The organism is Rhodococcus ruitaii, from assembly GCF_055230935.1.
This window is the reverse complement of record NZ_JBUYWC010000023.1, coordinates 45425-61047: the sequence shown is the minus strand read 5'-3', so window position 1 is coordinate 61047 and position 15623 is coordinate 45425. Positions and strand designations below refer to the sequence as shown.

Annotated in this window: 14 protein-coding genes; 5 read left to right on the top strand and 9 right to left on the bottom strand. The window is 64.6% G+C overall.

The window, feature by feature from the left end; translation table 11 throughout:
* The first annotated feature begins 51 nt into the window (after nucleotides 1-51).
* On the top strand, nucleotides 52-1611 hold the full coding sequence (locus ACZI8W_RS24320; RefSeq protein ID WP_463371093.1) for an acyl-CoA synthetase: 1560 nt from the start codon (nucleotides 52-54) through the stop codon (nucleotides 1609-1611).
* 10 nt (nucleotides 1612-1621) lie between these two features.
* Here the strand turns inward: ACZI8W_RS24320 and ACZI8W_RS24315 are convergent, their stop codons facing one another.
* The 9 genes from ACZI8W_RS24315 to ACZI8W_RS24275 all read right to left on the bottom strand — a co-directional run bounded on the left by ACZI8W_RS24315 (nucleotide 1622) and on the right by ACZI8W_RS24275 (nucleotide 10067).
* Entirely contained in the window at nucleotides 1622-2416 is a 795-nt protein-coding gene (locus ACZI8W_RS24315) for an NAD(P)-dependent oxidoreductase (RefSeq protein ID WP_463371092.1), read from the bottom strand.
* Nucleotides 2413-3228 carry an NAD(P)-dependent oxidoreductase gene (locus tag ACZI8W_RS24310; protein WP_463371091.1) on the bottom strand — a complete coding sequence of 272 codons (816 nt, stop codon included), beginning with the start codon at nucleotides 3226-3228 and terminating at the stop codon, nucleotides 2413-2415. Before ACZI8W_RS24310 ends, ACZI8W_RS24315 begins: the two co-directional genes overlap by 4 nt.
* On the bottom strand, nucleotides 3228-4166 hold the full coding sequence (locus ACZI8W_RS24305; RefSeq protein WP_463371090.1) for an alpha/beta hydrolase: 939 nt from the start codon (nucleotides 4164-4166) through the stop codon (nucleotides 3228-3230). Before ACZI8W_RS24305 ends, ACZI8W_RS24310 begins: the two co-directional genes overlap by 1 nt.
* Nucleotides 4163-5824 carry a thiolase C-terminal domain-containing protein gene (locus ACZI8W_RS24300; protein WP_463371123.1) on the bottom strand — a complete coding sequence of 554 codons (1662 nt, stop codon included), beginning with the start codon at nucleotides 5822-5824 and terminating at the stop codon, nucleotides 4163-4165. Before ACZI8W_RS24300 ends, ACZI8W_RS24305 begins: the two co-directional genes overlap by 4 nt.
* Before the next feature lie 125 nt (nucleotides 5825-5949).
* Entirely contained in the window at nucleotides 5950-7314 is a 1365-nt protein-coding gene (locus ACZI8W_RS24295) for a cytochrome P450 (protein WP_463371089.1), read from the bottom strand.
* 19 nt (nucleotides 7315-7333) lie between these two features.
* Nucleotides 7334-7525, bottom strand: a complete 192-nt coding sequence (locus tag ACZI8W_RS24290; protein ID WP_463371088.1) for a ferredoxin — start codon at nucleotides 7523-7525, stop codon at nucleotides 7334-7336.
* Between the two features lie 84 nt (nucleotides 7526-7609).
* Complete coding sequence (locus ACZI8W_RS24285; RefSeq protein WP_463371087.1) at nucleotides 7610-8470, bottom strand: mycofactocin-coupled SDR family oxidoreductase; 861 nt, start codon at nucleotides 8468-8470, stop codon at nucleotides 7610-7612.
* Between the two features lie 86 nt (nucleotides 8471-8556).
* Nucleotides 8557-9261 carry an SDR family NAD(P)-dependent oxidoreductase gene (locus tag ACZI8W_RS24280; protein WP_463371121.1) on the bottom strand — a complete coding sequence of 235 codons (705 nt, stop codon included), beginning with the start codon at nucleotides 9259-9261 and terminating at the stop codon, nucleotides 8557-8559.
* Nucleotides 9258-10067 carry a TauD/TfdA dioxygenase family protein gene (locus tag ACZI8W_RS24275; protein WP_463371086.1) on the bottom strand — a complete coding sequence of 270 codons (810 nt, stop codon included), beginning with the start codon at nucleotides 10065-10067 and terminating at the stop codon, nucleotides 9258-9260. The genes ACZI8W_RS24280 and ACZI8W_RS24275 overlap by 4 nt, the downstream gene beginning before the upstream one ends.
* Before the next feature lie 219 nt (nucleotides 10068-10286).
* On the opposite strand from ACZI8W_RS24275, the gene ACZI8W_RS24270 reads away from it, so the two are divergent.
* The 4 genes from ACZI8W_RS24270 to ACZI8W_RS24255 are packed head-to-tail and all read left to right on the top strand — an operon-like array spanning nucleotide 10287 to nucleotide 15378.
* The gene (locus ACZI8W_RS24270; protein WP_463371085.1) at nucleotides 10287-11786 is read left to right on the top strand and encodes an aldehyde dehydrogenase family protein; all 1500 of its coding nucleotides are present in this window, start codon (nucleotides 10287-10289) and stop codon (nucleotides 11784-11786) included.
* The gene (locus tag ACZI8W_RS24265; RefSeq protein WP_463371084.1) at nucleotides 11783-12988 is read left to right on the top strand and encodes a CaiB/BaiF CoA transferase family protein; all 1206 of its coding nucleotides are present in this window, start codon (nucleotides 11783-11785) and stop codon (nucleotides 12986-12988) included. Before ACZI8W_RS24270 ends, ACZI8W_RS24265 begins: the two co-directional genes overlap by 4 nt.
* A gap of 33 nt (nucleotides 12989-13021) precedes the next feature.
* On the top strand, nucleotides 13022-14224 hold the full coding sequence (locus ACZI8W_RS24260; RefSeq protein ID WP_463371083.1) for a Zn-ribbon domain-containing OB-fold protein: 1203 nt from the start codon (nucleotides 13022-13024) through the stop codon (nucleotides 14222-14224).
* Nucleotides 14221-15378 carry a thiolase C-terminal domain-containing protein gene (locus ACZI8W_RS24255; protein ID WP_463371082.1) on the top strand — a complete coding sequence of 386 codons (1158 nt, stop codon included), beginning with the start codon at nucleotides 14221-14223 and terminating at the stop codon, nucleotides 15376-15378. The genes ACZI8W_RS24260 and ACZI8W_RS24255 overlap by 4 nt, the downstream gene beginning before the upstream one ends.
* Nucleotides 15379-15623: the final 245 nt, after the last annotated feature.

The following is a 15623-nucleotide window of genomic DNA, read 5'->3' as shown; positions in this document are numbered from 1 at the left end:
TCTCCAGGGAGCGAGGCAGCCGTCGAGTAGCCAACCTGAGAGCGAGAATCTGTGACGGGGACCGACATCCAATTGACACCGACCGCACATGCCCACGCGTGTCCGGTCGCGCCGGCGATCGTGATGGGCGCGAGTGGTGAGGTCGCGACCTACGCCCAACTCGAGGAACGGTCGGTGCGGTTCGCCCGCGCGCTCCGGGCCCGCGGGATCATGCCGGGGGACCACATCGCGATCCTCATGGAGAACAACCGTCCATTCCTGGAAATCTGCTGGGCCGCTCAGCGCTCCGGCCTGTACTACACCGCGATCAACCGCCACTTCAAGGCCGGCGAGGTCCAGCATGTCCTCGACGACTGCGGCGCTACCGCGCTGGTCACCAGCGACACGGTACGAGACACCGTCGAACAATTGGATCTCGGCAGAATCCTCGTTCGGGTGTGCGCGTCCGGCGACATGCCGGAATTCGAACGCTACGACGACGTGCTCGCTCGCGAAACCTTCGAACCGATCGACGAATCCGAGGGGCGCGAAATGCTCTACTCGGGCGGCACTACCGGATTCCCGAAGGGCGTGCGCAAGCCGCTACCCCGCACCGAATTCGGCGACCCGTCGTCGCCGCCCGTGCAGATCGCCAGAGGGCTGGTCATGGGCGGTCCACAATCGGACGTGGTCTACCTGTCGCCGGCACCGCTGTATCACTCGTCTCCGCTGGTCTTCTCGATGTCGTGGCAGCGGCTCGGCGGCACCGTCGTCGTGATGGAGAGCTTCGATCCTCGGCGGTGTCTCGAGCTCATCGAGACACATAGGGTTACCCACGCCCAATTCGTCCCCACGATGTTCGTCCGCATGCTCAAACTCCCCGAGTCCGAGCGCTCCCGGTACGACCTGTCGAGCCTCCGCTCGGTCATCCACGCTTCCGCGCCGTGTCCGATACCGGTGAAGCGGCAGATGCTGGAATGGTGGGGCCCGATCATCGACGAATACTATTCGGGAACAGAAGACATCGGAACATCGGTGATCACCGCCGCGGAGTGGCTCGCACATCCCGGATCCGTCGGGCGGCCCATGCAGGAATGCCACATCGTCGGCGAGGACGGCGAAGAGCTACCCGACGGGGAGGTCGGCTCGATCTACTTCGCCGGCGGCCGCCCGTTCGAGTACCACAACGATCCCGAGAAGACCATGTCGGTCACGAACGACAAAGGCTGGCGAACCCTCGGCGACATGGGATATCGCGATGAGGACGGCTACCTGTATCTCACCGACCGCCAAGCATTCATGATCATTTCGGGTGGGGTGAACATCTACCCGCAGGAGACCGAGAACCTGCTCGTCACCCATCCTGCCGTCGCGGACGCCGCGGTGATCGGGGTGCCCGACGACGAGATGGGTGAATCGGTCAAAGCGGTTATCCAGCTACAGGATCCGTCGGCGGCTGGTGCGCACCTTGCGGCCGAACTGATCTCCTTCTGTCGTGCCGAACTCGCGTCCTACAAGTGCCCGCGCAGCATCGATTTCGTCGACGCGCTCCCACGCGACCCCAACGGAAAACTGTACAAGCGCCGGTTGCGCGACGAGTACTGGGCTGGTCACGAGACCCGGGTGATCTGAATCCCGCCGGTCAGGCTCGCGCGCTGATCGCGGCGTCCAGCACACCGAGGTCGGCACCGAGCTCGGCGACCGTGTCGCGTACCACCGCGACATCCTTCGAGATGAACTCCCCGACCGAGCTGCGAAACGCCTCGACGGACCCGCGCACACCGACGCTGCCCATTACTTTGCACGACGAACTGCCGTGGGGCAGAGCGGAAAACAGCGCATCAGGCGCCACACCGAGTTGTTTCCCGAGGGCTTCGGCCTCGGCCAGCAGTCCGATCTGGGCCGCGAACAGAGCATTGTTGACGAGTTTGACGCGCAGTCCGTTTCCGCTCGGCCCGACGTGCAGTACCGGGTCGCCGTAGGCACTCAGCACCGGGACGACCGCGGCGACGTCGGATTCTGGGCCGCCGACGAAGAGCGTCAGGCCGCCCGCCGCGATATCGTGCGGACCGCCGCTCACTGCCGCATCGATGACCGCGATCCCCAGTGGCTGGGCCACCGCGACCAGACCTTCGACCGTGTTCGGGCTGACGGTGGTGTGGATCACCAGGGACGATCCCCGTGGCATCGCCTGCAGGAGTCCTCGCTCGAGGCAGACTTCGCGTACCTGGGCATCGGTGAACACGCACACTGTCACGAGATCGACGTCGATGCCCACCTCGGAGACGTCGGCGACCGCTTTCGCTCCGGCGGCTTCGAGCGCGACGCGCGAGGTATCGGACCGGCCGAGCGCCCGAACCTCGTGACCTGCACCGAGAAGACGCTCCACCATGGGCATGCCCATGCGGCCTGCGCCGACGAACCCGATGCGGCTCATCGCCGGTATCCCATCATCTCGAGCGTGGCGTCCGCCGTGCTCAAGGACACTCCGGCGGACGCTCCGGCATTGTCGGCGAGGCGTGCCACGAGGGTGACGTCCTTGCGCAACAACTCACCGGCATGACCCGCGATCCGCTCGAGACCGCCGGCAGCGACGACGCGGCCCAGCGCGAAGCTGTTCGCGGTGCCGTGCGAGACAACCTCACCGAGTTTGGCCGGGTCGACGCCGAGTGACTTGCCGAGTTCGAGGGTGCTCGCCGCAGTAGACAGGTTGGCGGTGAAGAGCAGGTTGTTGAGCAGCTTCGCGACCTGACCGGCACCCAGATCGCCGAGGTGGACGACGGGGTTGCCGTATGTTTCGAACACAGGCCGAGCCGTCTCCACGGTCTTGTCGTCGCCTCCGAGCATGACGAGCAATGTGCCCGCGGCTGCCCCCATGCCGCCGCCGCTGACGGGTGCGTCGATGATCGATACGCCCTTTTCGCGTGCTACCTCGGCGAGTTCCGTGCAGGTGTCGGGGTGGATGGTGCTGTGGATTGCGATGATGCCGCCGTCACGCAGTCCGTCGAGGATGCCGTGCTCACCGGTGATCACTGCGCGGACGTCGTCATCGCTGACGACGCACACGCACACGAGGTCGCTGGCTTCCGCGAGCTTTGCGGGAGTATCGGCGTAGTTCGCGGCGGTGTCGGCGTAGGGTTCCAAAGACTCCTTCCGGCGGGCCCACAGTGTCACCTCGTAGCCGGCTTCGACGATGCGGCGGGCCATGGGGCCGCCCTGGCTACCGAGTCCGATGAATCCGACGCGCATCATGTGTCCTTACCTTGGTCGGCTCGCTGAGCGAGGTGGTCGTCGATGAAGTCCAAGACCGTCCGGTGATACTTCGGTGCGGCGTTGCAGATACTGAGGTTGTGCCCGCCTCCGGCGATCCGGGCGGTGTCGACACGCGGGGACGCGGTGAACATCGCGGCGACGTCGTCGAGTGCCTCCGGGTCGCTGCGCCACACCCGCTCGTGCTCGGCGGCGGTGTAGTGGACGGGGACCCGCACTTGCGCTGCCAACAGAGGGAATGTCTCCGTGGGCCAGACCGCGGTGACATCGGCCTCGTAGTCGGGCGTTCGAGAGCCGATCGCCGCGCCACCGAGGACATCGGACGGATAGAGCCCCTCCTCGGGAGTCCAGATCAGTTCGCCGACCCCCTTCGCCTGAGCGTAACGCTCACGCGTGCCGAGAATCCCGGCCGCGAGAGCGTGATGTTCGCGGCCGGTACCGGAAATTGCGAGGCCGAGCAGATCGTGGCCGTGATCGTCGGTGGCCATCCGAACCGCCAGTTCGCTGCCGACCGAATGTCCCCACAGGAACAGGCTGCTCCTGCAGGCACCCGAGCCGAGGACTGCATCGACTGCCGCGTAGGTGAGGTCGGCCCGACGCTGCGGGTCGCGAAGCTCCTCGGCGAACGGTCTCGACGTACCGTAGCCGGGACGGTCGAGCGCAAGCACCGTGTATCCGTGCTGGGCAGCGGTGCGCATCATCGACAGTTCGGGGTGACCGGGGCAGTCCCAGTAGGCGGAGAAGGCGGCACCTCCGTGGAGCGCAATGATCACCGCTCGCGGTTCGGGGGCCTCGAGGAGCAGTCCCGAGATCGGGATTCCCTCGATATCGACGACGCGGGAGACGGGTGAGGAACTCCACGCGTCGTCGACATCGGCCTCCTCGATCGCTGAGGACTGGTGGGGAGAGAAGGTCATGAGTCGGTCCGGAGTAGCATCGCGCCGCCGGGAGTGAGCCCGCCGCTGGTGGCCACGGCGACGCGTGCACCGGGAACCTGGCGAACGCCTGCCTCGCCACGCAATTGCGTCACGGCTTCGTGAATCAGCCCCATGCCGTGGGTGCGGCCGTGCGAGAGCTGACCACCGTGGGTGTTGAGGGGCAGGGCGCCGTCGAGTGCGATGTTCCTGCCGCCGTCGAGGAAGTCCTTGGCCTCGCCGATGCCGCAGAATCCGAGTGCCTCGATCCACGACAGGCAGTTGAAGCTGAAGCCGTCGTAGAGTTCGGCGACGTCGACGTCCTGAGGTCGCAACGTCGTGCGGGTCCACATGTGCGCGGCCGGTCCGAGAGTGTGCGGTTCGTGGGTCAACGTGCTCTGATCCCAGTCCATTCGCTCCACGATCTGGGAACCGACGGCCTCGACGAGCACCGGCGTCTTCGGGAGGTCGCGTGCCGCGTCGACGGCCGAGACGATGACGGCGATCGAACCGTCGCACGGGACATCGCAGTCGTAGAGTCCGAACGGCGTGGTGATGGGGCGGGCGGAAAGGTAGTCGTCCATCGTCATCGGGTCGCGGTAGATCGCGGTGGGGTTCAGCGCCGCGTTGGCGCGTTGGTTGAGCGCGATCCACCCGAGCGTTTCGCGGTCGGTTCCATAGCGGTGGAAATGCCGCTGCGCGTTCTGCGCGAGGGTGTGGGCAGCGGACGTGGCACCGAACGGCATGAACCAATTCGGGGTGCGCCCGCCGGACGGAGGAGCGATCTCCCCGCGCTTGATCAACTCGCCGTAGGTCGCCTCCCACAGGGTGCGATAACACAGCACATGCCGTGCGGCTCCACTGGCGACCGCGATCATCGCAGCGATCACCGAGCCGCCGGGGCCGAACGTCTCGATACCGCCGTTGTGCCACGTCGGCTGCAAACCCAGCGCCGCTTCGACCTGTGTGATTCCACCCTCGCCGAATCCGCCGACGTTCCCGCCCCCGGGATAGCTGGCGATGCCGTCGATGTCGCCCATCGTCAGACCTGCATCGGCGACCGCTCGCTCGCATGCGTCGATGGTCAGGTCGATGGGTGACCGCATCAGCCGCCGGCCGATGTCGGACATGCCGATACCGGTGAGGGCGACCTTGTCCTCGTACTTGTCCTGCGTGGCCGGAGGGCGCACATGGAACCGGAACTGGCCCGGCTCGATCTCGTCCTGCGGGAGAGGCGCGAGTTCGCCTTGCTCCTGCGCCGGCCGGAAGAGCGGAAGCCACACGTCTGCGTCCTGCTGGAAGACGACTTCCATCCGCATGCCCAGTTCGAGCGTCTCTGGGTCGCAGCCGACGATGTTGGTCGTCAGCCGGACCCGAGGGTCCTCTTCGATCGCAACCTGCGCGACGACATACGGCGCGGGCAGGCCGGGTACCGCGAAGCGGTGGTTGATCGTGAACCCCGTGAGAGTGGCGAAGCCCGATACCTCGCGGACACCCATTCGGTGCTCCCTGCAGTACCGACAGATCGGTTGCGGCGGATGGATGAGAGCCGAGCACGACTCACATTCCTGAATCCGCAGCACCCCGTCGGCGCCGGCCGTCCAGAAGAATCGGTTCTGAGAGGTGAGCTGGGGTAGGGGACGTCCCGAGGCTTTCGCCACGGGTGTGTCTCCGGTCTGATCGACCACCGCTGTCTCGGCCACGTGTGTCGAATTCCTTACTGTCGGTGCTGGGCGCCGCTGCGCGTCGAGGCCGCGGCGCCCCAGTGAAATCGGCTGCTGTCGGCTCAGTTGCCGATGTTCGCCGAATCCTTCTTCCGCGTGATCGGATCTGCGAGGCGCTGTTCGTCGCAGATCTTTTGAAGCTTCTTCAACGTGTCGTCGAGATTGTCGCCGAGACGCGGTCCGGGGGTGAACGTTGCCGGCAGGTGCCGCATACCCTGGATCACGCCGATCGTGTCGTAGTGCACGGTACCCTCGACGTCGACCTCGTAGTCCGGCATGCGATCGAGAACGGCGAGCAGCATCCGCTTGAACACCATGCGCGCCATATTGGATCCGACGCACCGGTGAATCCCGAGTCCGAAGCTGAAGTGACGGTTACCCCGTCGCTCGAGGTCGATGCTGTTCGGTTCGTCGAACAACTCGGGATCGCGGTTGGCCATGGCCCACGACAACCACAGCCGGTCGCCTTCCTTGAACTCGGTGCCGTCGAGTTCGTAGTCGGCGGCGAAGGTGCGGCCGTCGCCCGGCGCCGGAGTGAAGTAGCGGAGGAATTCCTCGGTGGCGGGGTTGAGGAGAGTGTCGCGCTCCTCGCTCAGACGAGTTCGCTCCTCGGTGTTGAGACCCAGCCATTCGAGCGAATGGGCAGTGAGTGCGGTCGTCGTGTCGAATCCACCGCCGATCAGGAGGCTGAGGATGCCCAGCAGCTCCATGTCGTCGGGCTTCTCGCCGAGGATCTCGACATTTGCGATTGCATTGATCAGGCCCGGACGGGGATTGTCCCGGATCTCGATCAGGCTCGTGAGCAGGTCGAGTCCCATGGTGCGGTGCATCTCGTTGATGCGCGGGATGTCCGGGGAGTCTGGCGGGGTGTAGACCGCGGCGTGAACCGGTTCGTTGTAGATGACCCACTTCTCGATGGGAATCCCCATCATGGCCAGAGTCAGGACGGCGGGCACGATGTTCGCGAGATCGTCGACGAAATCGATCTGCCCGCTCTCTATCTTCTCGTCGATGGCCGCGCGGACGACCTCGTCGACGAAGGGGATCCACCGCTCGACGGCGGCGGGGGACAGGTAGGGGTTGAGCAGAGCCCGGAACTCGTGGTGCTCGGGATCGTCCATCTCGAGTATGCCCCCACGAACACCGGATGCGCGTGAGTTCCAGGGAATCGAAATACCCTTGTATCCCTTACGCTTACCGTGGATGTCGTGGTCGGTGGACACTTCCGGATGACGTGCGAGGTCGAACACCTGGCTGCTGCCGGCGGCGACCCAGTGGCCACCGTGGGTGTCGGACCATGCCATCGGGCATTTCGAGTGCATTTCCTGGGTGACGTCGAGGAAGCGATCCCGGTATTCCGGTGCGTGCCGGTCGAAGTCGAATGTGGGTGTACGGCGGGTTGCGTCGGCAACTGGGTCGACACTCATGACTGTCCTCTCGCGGATTTCAGAGAATGGTGATCGCTTGTTCGGGGCACGAACGAATCGCCTCGTGCACGTTCTCCTCGAGGTGGTCCGGGATCTCGGTGTCGATGGCCGTGGCGTGGCCGTCGATATCGCTCAGCTCGAAGACATCCGGTGCTGCCATGGCGCACAATGTGTGCCCCTGGCAGCGTTCGGGGTCGACTCGCACCTTCATGGCGTTCCTCCCGTTCGAATGGATATTGTGGATGGGCTGTACATTTCGGGGAGTCTGTTCCGGCGCGAAGGCCGGGGGTCGTCGTCAGATGTGGTAGTCGTACCACTTGAGGTAGCCGCCACCGTCCACACGCATCTGCATTCCGGTGACGTAGCGAGATTCGTCGGAGGCGAGGAAAAGCACCATGTTACTGCTGTCCTCCGGCTCGATGAACGGAATCCGCATGGCCTGCTGCACACCGAAGGCCGGTTCCGCATCGGCGCGGGTCGGGTGCTCGAGATCCGGACGGAACGACCGGTACATCGGCTCACTCTGCAGCATGTCGGTGTTGCAGTTGGTGGGGTGCAGCACGTTCGCGCGCACACCGGCCGGGGCAAGGTGCGTCGCCAGGTCATGGATGAACTGCGACAGGGTGCGTTTCGAGAACACGTAGGCGGCGCCACCGAGGTCCTTGCCCGGCTGATCGACCTTCGACACATCCATCAGCGCGGCGGTCGAACCGGTCGCGATGATGGACGCGCCGTCGCCGAGGTGCGGCAGCGCGGCCTGCACGGCGTTGATCGTGCCGACCAAATTGGTGTCGACCACATCGGCCCAGGCTTGCCGCTGAGGCTCGCCCTTCATGCCGGCGACACCGGCCTGTGCGACCACGATATCGATCTTCCCGAGTTCGTCGAGGCCCTGCTGGACCGCTGCGCGCATCTGCGCGGCGTCGCGGACGTCCGCCTTGACCGTCACGATGCGACGGCCTTCCTTCTCGACGAGTCGAGCGGTCTCGTCCAGATCTTCCTGTGTGGCCATCGGGTAGCCGATGGTCGAGAAGTCCTCGCACCGATCGACGGCGATGATGTCGGCACCCTCGGAAGCGAGCTTGACTGCGTGGCTGCGACCCTGCCCCCGTGCCGCGCCGGTGATGAATGCGACCTTGCCTTCTACGCGTCCCACTGTCCGTCCTTTCGATCGAGTGTGTGGTTGTCACAGGCCCGAAAGTGGGCCGGCATTGTGCACTGACTGCGGTTCACTTACTGCGGTTATGTGTTTCGGCCACCGTTGACGCCGAGGATCTGTCCGGTGATGTAGCCGGCTTCTTCCGAGATCAGGAACGCACACGCAGCAGCGATGTCTTCTGGACGCCCGGCCCGACGGACCGGTGTGCGCTGGATGTGGTCTTCGATCGTGCCGCCGAGCAGGCCTTTGCTCTCGGAGCGGCGGAGCATGGGGGTATCGACGAATCCGGGTGGGACCGCGTTGACGGTGATTCCGTCGGGGCCGTATTCGAGCGCGAGCGACTTCGTGAGCCCGTTGACCGCGGCCTTGGCCGACACGTACGCGGACATGAACTGCTGACCGGACTGCGCGCTAGAGGAGGAGATGTTCACGATGCGACCCCAACCGGCGTCGATCATGTCGGGGAGTGCCGCCTGGACGCAGTGGAACACGCCGCCGAGGTTGACGTCGACGACCTTTTGCCACGTGGCGTAGTCGATGTTCTTGAATCTCTTGTACAACTCGAGTCCGGCACCGTTGACCAGGATCGTTACGGGTCCGAGTTCGTCGCGGACCTGAGCGAAGGCCGCGGCGACCTGATCGGGATCGGAGACGTCGACCTGGTACTCGAGCTCTTCGCCGGACGGGTTCAGATCGAAGACGGCTACCTGGTGGCCGTCCTTGCGCAGACGTTCCGCGATGGCCTTGCCGATTCCCGAGCTTCCGCCGGTGACGACGGCTGTTTTCACGCCCATGCTTCGGCACCCACGATCGTGGTGCGGCGCATGAGGCGCTCGGACGACGGGTCGTACGGGAGAGCGCGGTGGAGCATGCCGGTGTTGTCCCAGACGACGAGATCCCCGACCGCCCACTCGTGCGAGTAGACGAAGCGCTCCTGCGTGGTCCAGGTGAGAAGTTCGTCGAGGAGCTCGCGGCTCTCCTGCGGGCTCATGCCGACGATCCGATCGGCTGTTGCTCCGATCGCGAGGGAACGGCGGCCGTCGCGGCGCTTCCACACGAGGGACGACTCGTGTTCGGGGAGTCTGCGCCATCCGGAGATCTGTTCTTCGGTGGGGTCGGGGTGCACCAGACGTTGTGCGGCCTCGAAACTGTGGACGACCCGAAGATCTTCGTAACGCTTCTTCTCGTGCTCGGGCAGGTTCTCGTATGCGGCGTAGGTGCTGGCGAATTCGGTTCCGCCGCCGACCATCGCGACGTGGCGCGCAGAGAGTGTGGTCGCCTTGGCCGGGACATCGTTGGTGGTGTCGTCGATGTGCCAGTAGAACGTGCCCTTGAGGTACTCGGCCGAGGGTGTCTTCGCGGGATCGAGTGAAACGGTGAAGATCTCTTGCCCCGGGGCGGGCTGTACCAGCGTTCCGAGACGGCGGCTGAAGGCCAGTTGGCCCTCGTCGTCGAGGTTCAGGCCGCGGATGAGCAGCACCCCTCGCCATTTGAGCGCCTCGAGCAGCTGAGCAGCCACTGAGTCGTCGTCGAGGTTGTCGAGGCCCGTTACTTCCACCCCGAGCGAGGGACTGAGTGCTGTTGTCTCAATCACAAGAATCTCCCTTCCATATGCGAGAACCATACTCTCGTTCGATTGGGGGTTGCAAGACCGGATTTGTCCGGGTCTCACTCGCGATGCTCCCCGTCTCGTCGGTGGTGTGAATCACGTTCTGGGGTAGGCGTGAGCCCGTCGGCTTGGTACAGTCGCGTCCAATAGATCGATGATTCTCAGATGCGAGAATAATATTTCCACTCAGAGTGAGGAGACGGAATGTCACCGCAGGACAACGGGTCGACCGCAGTAGTCGACGGCGCCACGTCGACGGGCGTGACGAAACCCTTGCTCATCGACGGCGAGTTGGTCACTCTCGGTAAGACCTTCCCGTCCTACAATCCTGCAACCGGTGAGCTGTACGGACACGCCCCGGATGCCGGCGTGGACGAAGCAGAGGCTGCGGTTGCCGCTGCGCGCCGTGCATTCGACACCACCACCTGGGCAACCGATGCCGAGTTCCGCGCCAACTGTCTGGATCAGCTGTACCAGGCGCTGCAGGACAACAAGGAAGAGCTGCGCGAGCTCCTGATGGGCGAAGTCGGTGCCACCCGAGTGCTCACCCACGGCAATCAGCTCGAAGCGCCGCTCGAGATCGTCAAGTACTACGCAGACCTCCTGCGCGGCTACCCTTTGACGGAGGAACTCGACGAGATCGAGATTCGCGGGCAGAAGCACCGCCGGTGGATCGACAAGGAAGCGGCCGGTGTCGTCGCCGCAATCACCGCGTACAACTACCCGGTGCAGCTCGCCATGGCGAAGCTGGCACCCGCACTCGCTGCCGGGTGCACGATCGTCCTCAAGGGAGCACCCGACACCCCCCTCATCACCAATGCACTCGGCGAGCTCGTCAAGGAGCACACCGACATCCCGGCGGGCGTGGTCAACGTCCTCTCGTCATCGGGGATTCCCGTCGGGGAGGTCCTGACCACCCACCCCGACGTCGACGTCGTCACGTTCACTGGATCGACCCCCGTCGGTGCACAGATCATGGCCGCGGCGGCGGCCACGATGAAGAAGGTCTTCACCGAACTCGGCGGCAAGTCGGCGTTGATCGTTCTCGACGATGCCGACCTCGACATGGTCGCTCAGTTCGCGGCCTTCAGCATCTGCTCGCACGCGGGGCAGGGTTGCGCTCTCACCACCCGATTGGTCGTTCCGCGCGAAAAACACGACGAGATCGTCGCGCGGGTCGCGGGCTTCATGGCCAACGTGCCGTTCGGCGACCCGACGAACCCCAAGATGTACATGGGTCCGCTCATCAGCGCGAAGCAGCGCGACAAGGTCGACGGACTCGTGCGGCGCGCGATCGAGGACGGTGCAACGCTGGCGACCGGTGGCAAGCCCGTCGATCCCGGCTACTTCTACGAGCCGACACTCCTGGCGAATGTCGACCCGTCGAGTGAACTCGCCCAGGAAGAGGCATTCGGTCCGGTTCTCGCGGTCATCCCGCACGACGGTGACGACGATGCGGTGCGGATAGCCAACGATTCGAAGTACGGGCTTTCCGGCGGTGTGCTCACCGCGGACGAAGAGCGTGGCATCGCGATCGGACGGCGTATTCGCACCGGTACCTTCAGCATCAACGGCGGCAACTACTTCACCCCGGACATGCCGTTCGGTGGCTACAAGCAGTCGGGCATCGGTCGTGAGATGGGCACCTCGGGTCTGGAAGAGTTCCTCGAGACCAAGGCCTACGCGGCCGTGGTCAAGTCATGAAGCCGTTGGACGGTGTCCGAATCCTCGAGGTCGCGATGTACGGGTTCGTTCCTTCGGCGGGTGCAGTGCTGGCCGAGTGGGGCGCCGACGTCATCAAGGTCGAACACGCGGTCACCGGTGATCCGCAGCGTGGCCTTCGCCAGATCGGTCACATGCGCGTCGAGGGTGATCCGAATCCCAATGTCGAACATGCGAATCGCGGGAAGCGCAGCGTCGGCGTCGATATGAGCACTTCTGAGGGTAAGGAACTTCTCCACGACCTCGCTCGCAACTGCGACGTGTTCCTGACGAGCTTCCTCCCGCAGGCCCGGACGAAGTTCGGCATCGACGTCGACGATATTCGGGCTGTGAACCCGAAGGTGGTTTATGCGCGCGGCAGCGCGCTCGGTCCACGTGGCGAAGAAGCCGACAAAGGCGGCTACGACATGACCGCATTCTGGGCACGAGGCGGGATTGCCGCCTCTCTCACGCCGCCCGGAACAGAAGGCATGATCAGTCCGCCGGGACCGGCATTCGGCGATACCATCTCCGGGACGAACCTCGCAGGTGGTATCGCGGCGGCCCTGTTCAAACGTGAGCGTACCGGCGAGCCGTCGATCGTCGACGTGTCGTTGCTCAGCAGCGGTGTGTGGGCGATGGGCCACGGAATTGCGTTGTCGGTACACATGAATGATCACATGGTGGCACCGGTGCCCGGCGGGCACGGTGCTGTCACCAACCCGCTGTCCGGGTTGTACGAGACTGCGGACGGACGCTTCCTGTCGTTCGTGATGTTGCAGCCGGCGAAGTATTGGGCCGAGGTCTGCACGCTCATCGAACGTCCCGAACTGATCGACGATCCCCGTTTCGCCGGTTCGGAGCAGATCGCCGCACACACGGAAGACGCCGTCGATCTGATTCGCGAGGCGATCCGAACCCGTACGCTCCCCGAGTGGACCGAGCGTTTCGGAAGCCTCTCCGGCCCGTGGGCGCCCGTGCAGGATTCATTGCAGGTGGCGAGCGACCCGCAGGTCAGAGCCAACGAGTACATCGTCAAGGCGGGTGAGCTCGAACTGGTCAGTAATCCGGTCCAGTTCGACCTCACCGCGCCGAGTTCCGGAGCAGCACCCGAATTCGCTGCTCAAACGGAGGAAGTCCTGCTCGAGCTCGGGCTCGACTGGGATCGGATCATCGCCCTCAAGGCTGCCGGCGCGGTCACCTAGGTCGGCAGTCGTCACGTTCGTCGGGAGAACCCCATGCCATACATCGCTTCGATCGGTACGTACCTGCCGTGTTGGGGTACACCTGACTCCCGGGTGCCGGGAGACGACGAGGACGCTGTCACGCTTGCTGTCGAAGCGGGTCGCGCCGCGCTCGAATCCGGAGGTTCGGTCGAGTACGTCGTCCTCGTGAGCCGCGACTTGCCGCTCACGGAGAGCAGCAACGCCGCGGTGCTCCTCGCCGGTCTCGGGCTCGATCCCGAGCTCGAAGTCATCGAGCGATTGGGCGGAGCTCCCGCGACACTCGACGCGCTCGGCTCGGCGAGGCCGAGAACTCTCGTGATCGGGGTCGACATCGACGGAGCGGGTGCGGCGGCCGCGCTCACCGCAGAACGTGGACTGCAGGTGCGCACCGCTGCGCGGGTGTCTCGGAGCCTGCCGGTCCGGACGCGGAACAGTTCGGGGGAGGTCCACGACTACGGCGATCCGCGACTACTCGAGAAGCGTGGCTACCTCGCGTCCCTGGCGACGGCGTGGGTCGACAGCCCCGTCGTCGTTGCGGGCGTCGGACGCAAGGACGCGGCAACCCTCGCCGCCGGTGATTCTGTCGCACTTCCCACGACCGGCGCGAGTTCGAGTCTGTTCGCGTTGGCAGCCATGACGGAAGCTTCGACGACCGGACCACTGGTAGGGATCGAACAGGCGAGTCTGTCGGGTATCACGGTGGCGGACGGCTCGGCTTCGGTCCTTCGCCGGGAGCGTGCCCCGCAGCCTCTGCCCGAATCCGGCCGGCTCGCCACCGGTGAAATCCCCATCTCGCTTGCCGCGTACGAGCGGGCCTTCGAGGCGAAGGTGCGCTGGGAGGCGGGAAAGTTCTCGGACAGCGACGAGCTGGATTTCCCGCCCCGCTATCGAGTGGACAGGGATGGAACGCTGAAGACCGACTACACCTTCGTCGAACTGCCTCGTACCGGCGCCGTGTACACCGAGGTGACCGTGCACGTCTCGGTGCCCGGTCTGAAGACGCCGTACACCCTCGTGATCGTCGAACTCGACGACGTGGGCGTACGGGCCCTGGTGCGGGTCACCGGCGTCGAGCCAGGCACTGTCGACATCGGTGATCGTGGCCGGCTGGTGCTCAGGCGGGTGGCGGTCCGCTCGGGTGTACCCGACTACGGCTATGCATTCGAGCCCGATACCGCGGGTGTGGAACGTGCAGGAACGGAGGATGCGGCATGAGGAACGTGGCGATCGTCGGTGCGGGAATGACGCCGTTCGCGGAGCACTTCGCCTTGGGCATCAGAGACCTCCTGCCGATGGCGTTCTCCGAGTGTGCGGCGAGCATCGACAAGGGGCTCGATCTCTCAGATCTGCAGGCCGCGTGGTTCGGCTCGATGGGCACCACCGACGGCTTCCCGTCAGGGATTCTGGCCGACACTCTGGGCTTGCGTGACATCCCTGTCACCCGTGTCGAGAATTCGTGCGCCACAGGACATGACGCAATCCGAAATGCCGTGTTCGGCATCGCATCCGGAGCTTATGACGTCGCGCTCGTCATGGGGGCCGACAAGCTCCGCGAAACAGCATCGAAGGGGATGTTGTGGGAATGGGAGGCCATGTCCCGCGACATGGCCTGGGACTATCCGCTCGGGCTCGCGCAGGCCGGATTCGCGCTGCACGTGCGTAGATATCTGCACGAATCGCCGGCGACCCGTGAACACATGGCGATGGTGGCGGTCAAGAATCACCACCATGCGATGAGTAACCCGAAGGCGTGCCGACGATTCGAGCTCACAGTCGAAGAGGCGCTCTCGGCGGACACCGTCGTCACCCCCTTCGGGGTCTACGACTGCGCACCGCAGAGCGACGGTGCCGCTGCTGTGGTCCTGGTGGCCGACGACCTGGTCGACAGGTTCACCGATCGTCCGGTCTGGATTCGTGGAACCGGGGTCGGACTCGATTCTGTTATGCACCAGCACAAGCGCGATATGACGTCATTTGCGGCGACGGTGCGCGCGGCGAAGCAGGCGTTTGCGATCGCCGGAATGACCCCGTCCGACATAGACGTGGCCGAGGTGCACGACTACTTCACGGGGATCGAGTTGATCAGTTACGAAGATCTCGGATTCGCGGAGAAGTTCGAGGCATTCAAACTCATCGAATCCGGCAGTGTGAGCGTCGGAGGGTCGCTGCCGGTGAATCCTAGCGGTGGGCTCAATACCAAGGGCCACCCGCCGGGTGCCACCGGAGTGGCGCAGTGCGTCGAGTTGTTCGAGCAATTGCGTGGTAGTGCTGCCAACCAGGTCGACGGAGCTCGGATAGGGCTGGCGCACAACGTCGGTGGGCCTACCGCCGTTGCAGCCGTGACGATTCTGGAAGCCGCAAAGGCCTGACGATCGGCAACGAGAACCCGCGCACACACATTGTGTCGCGCGGGTTTTCGTCGTATCGAGGTGGTTCCTTCTCCGTTTCGATCGGGTGCTCCGATGAAATATTGCCGGAGTGCAAGATTGCCGTTCTGTAATTTGAACATAACCATTCTTTTTTATCTGGACTGATATTGCCGTTGCAGCGAGAACGCCCTACTGTGGGAGCCGTCACAAGTTCTTCGTCTCTTGTTCTAGGCGGCACGGTTCCG

Excerpts from the sequence above, each read along its gene's own strand:
- ACZI8W_RS24315 (WP_463371092.1), bottom strand. The coding sequence starts at position 2,416 with ATGAGCCGCATCGGGTTCGTCGGCGCAGGCCGCATGGGCATGCCCATG.
- ACZI8W_RS24310 (WP_463371091.1), bottom strand. The coding sequence starts at position 3,228 with ATGCGCGTCGGATTCATCGGACTCGGTAGCCAGGGCGGCCCCATGGCC.
- ACZI8W_RS24305 (WP_463371090.1), bottom strand. The coding sequence starts at position 4,166 with ATGACCTTCTCTCCCCACCAGTCCTCAGCGATCGAGGAGGCCGATGTC.
- ACZI8W_RS24295 (WP_463371089.1), bottom strand. The coding sequence starts at position 7,314 with ATGAGTGTCGACCCAGTTGCCGACGCAACCCGCCGTACACCCACATTC.
- ACZI8W_RS24290 (WP_463371088.1), bottom strand. The coding sequence starts at position 7,525 with ATGAAGGTGCGAGTCGACCCCGAACGCTGCCAGGGGCACACATTGTGC.
- ACZI8W_RS24270 (WP_463371085.1), top strand. The coding sequence starts at position 10,287 with ATGTCACCGCAGGACAACGGGTCGACCGCAGTAGTCGACGGCGCCACG.
- ACZI8W_RS24265 (WP_463371084.1), top strand. The coding sequence starts at position 11,783 with ATGAAGCCGTTGGACGGTGTCCGAATCCTCGAGGTCGCGATGTACGGG.
- ACZI8W_RS24260 (WP_463371083.1), top strand. The coding sequence starts at position 13,022 with ATGCCATACATCGCTTCGATCGGTACGTACCTGCCGTGTTGGGGTACA.
- ACZI8W_RS24255 (WP_463371082.1), top strand. The coding sequence starts at position 14,221 with ATGAGGAACGTGGCGATCGTCGGTGCGGGAATGACGCCGTTCGCGGAG.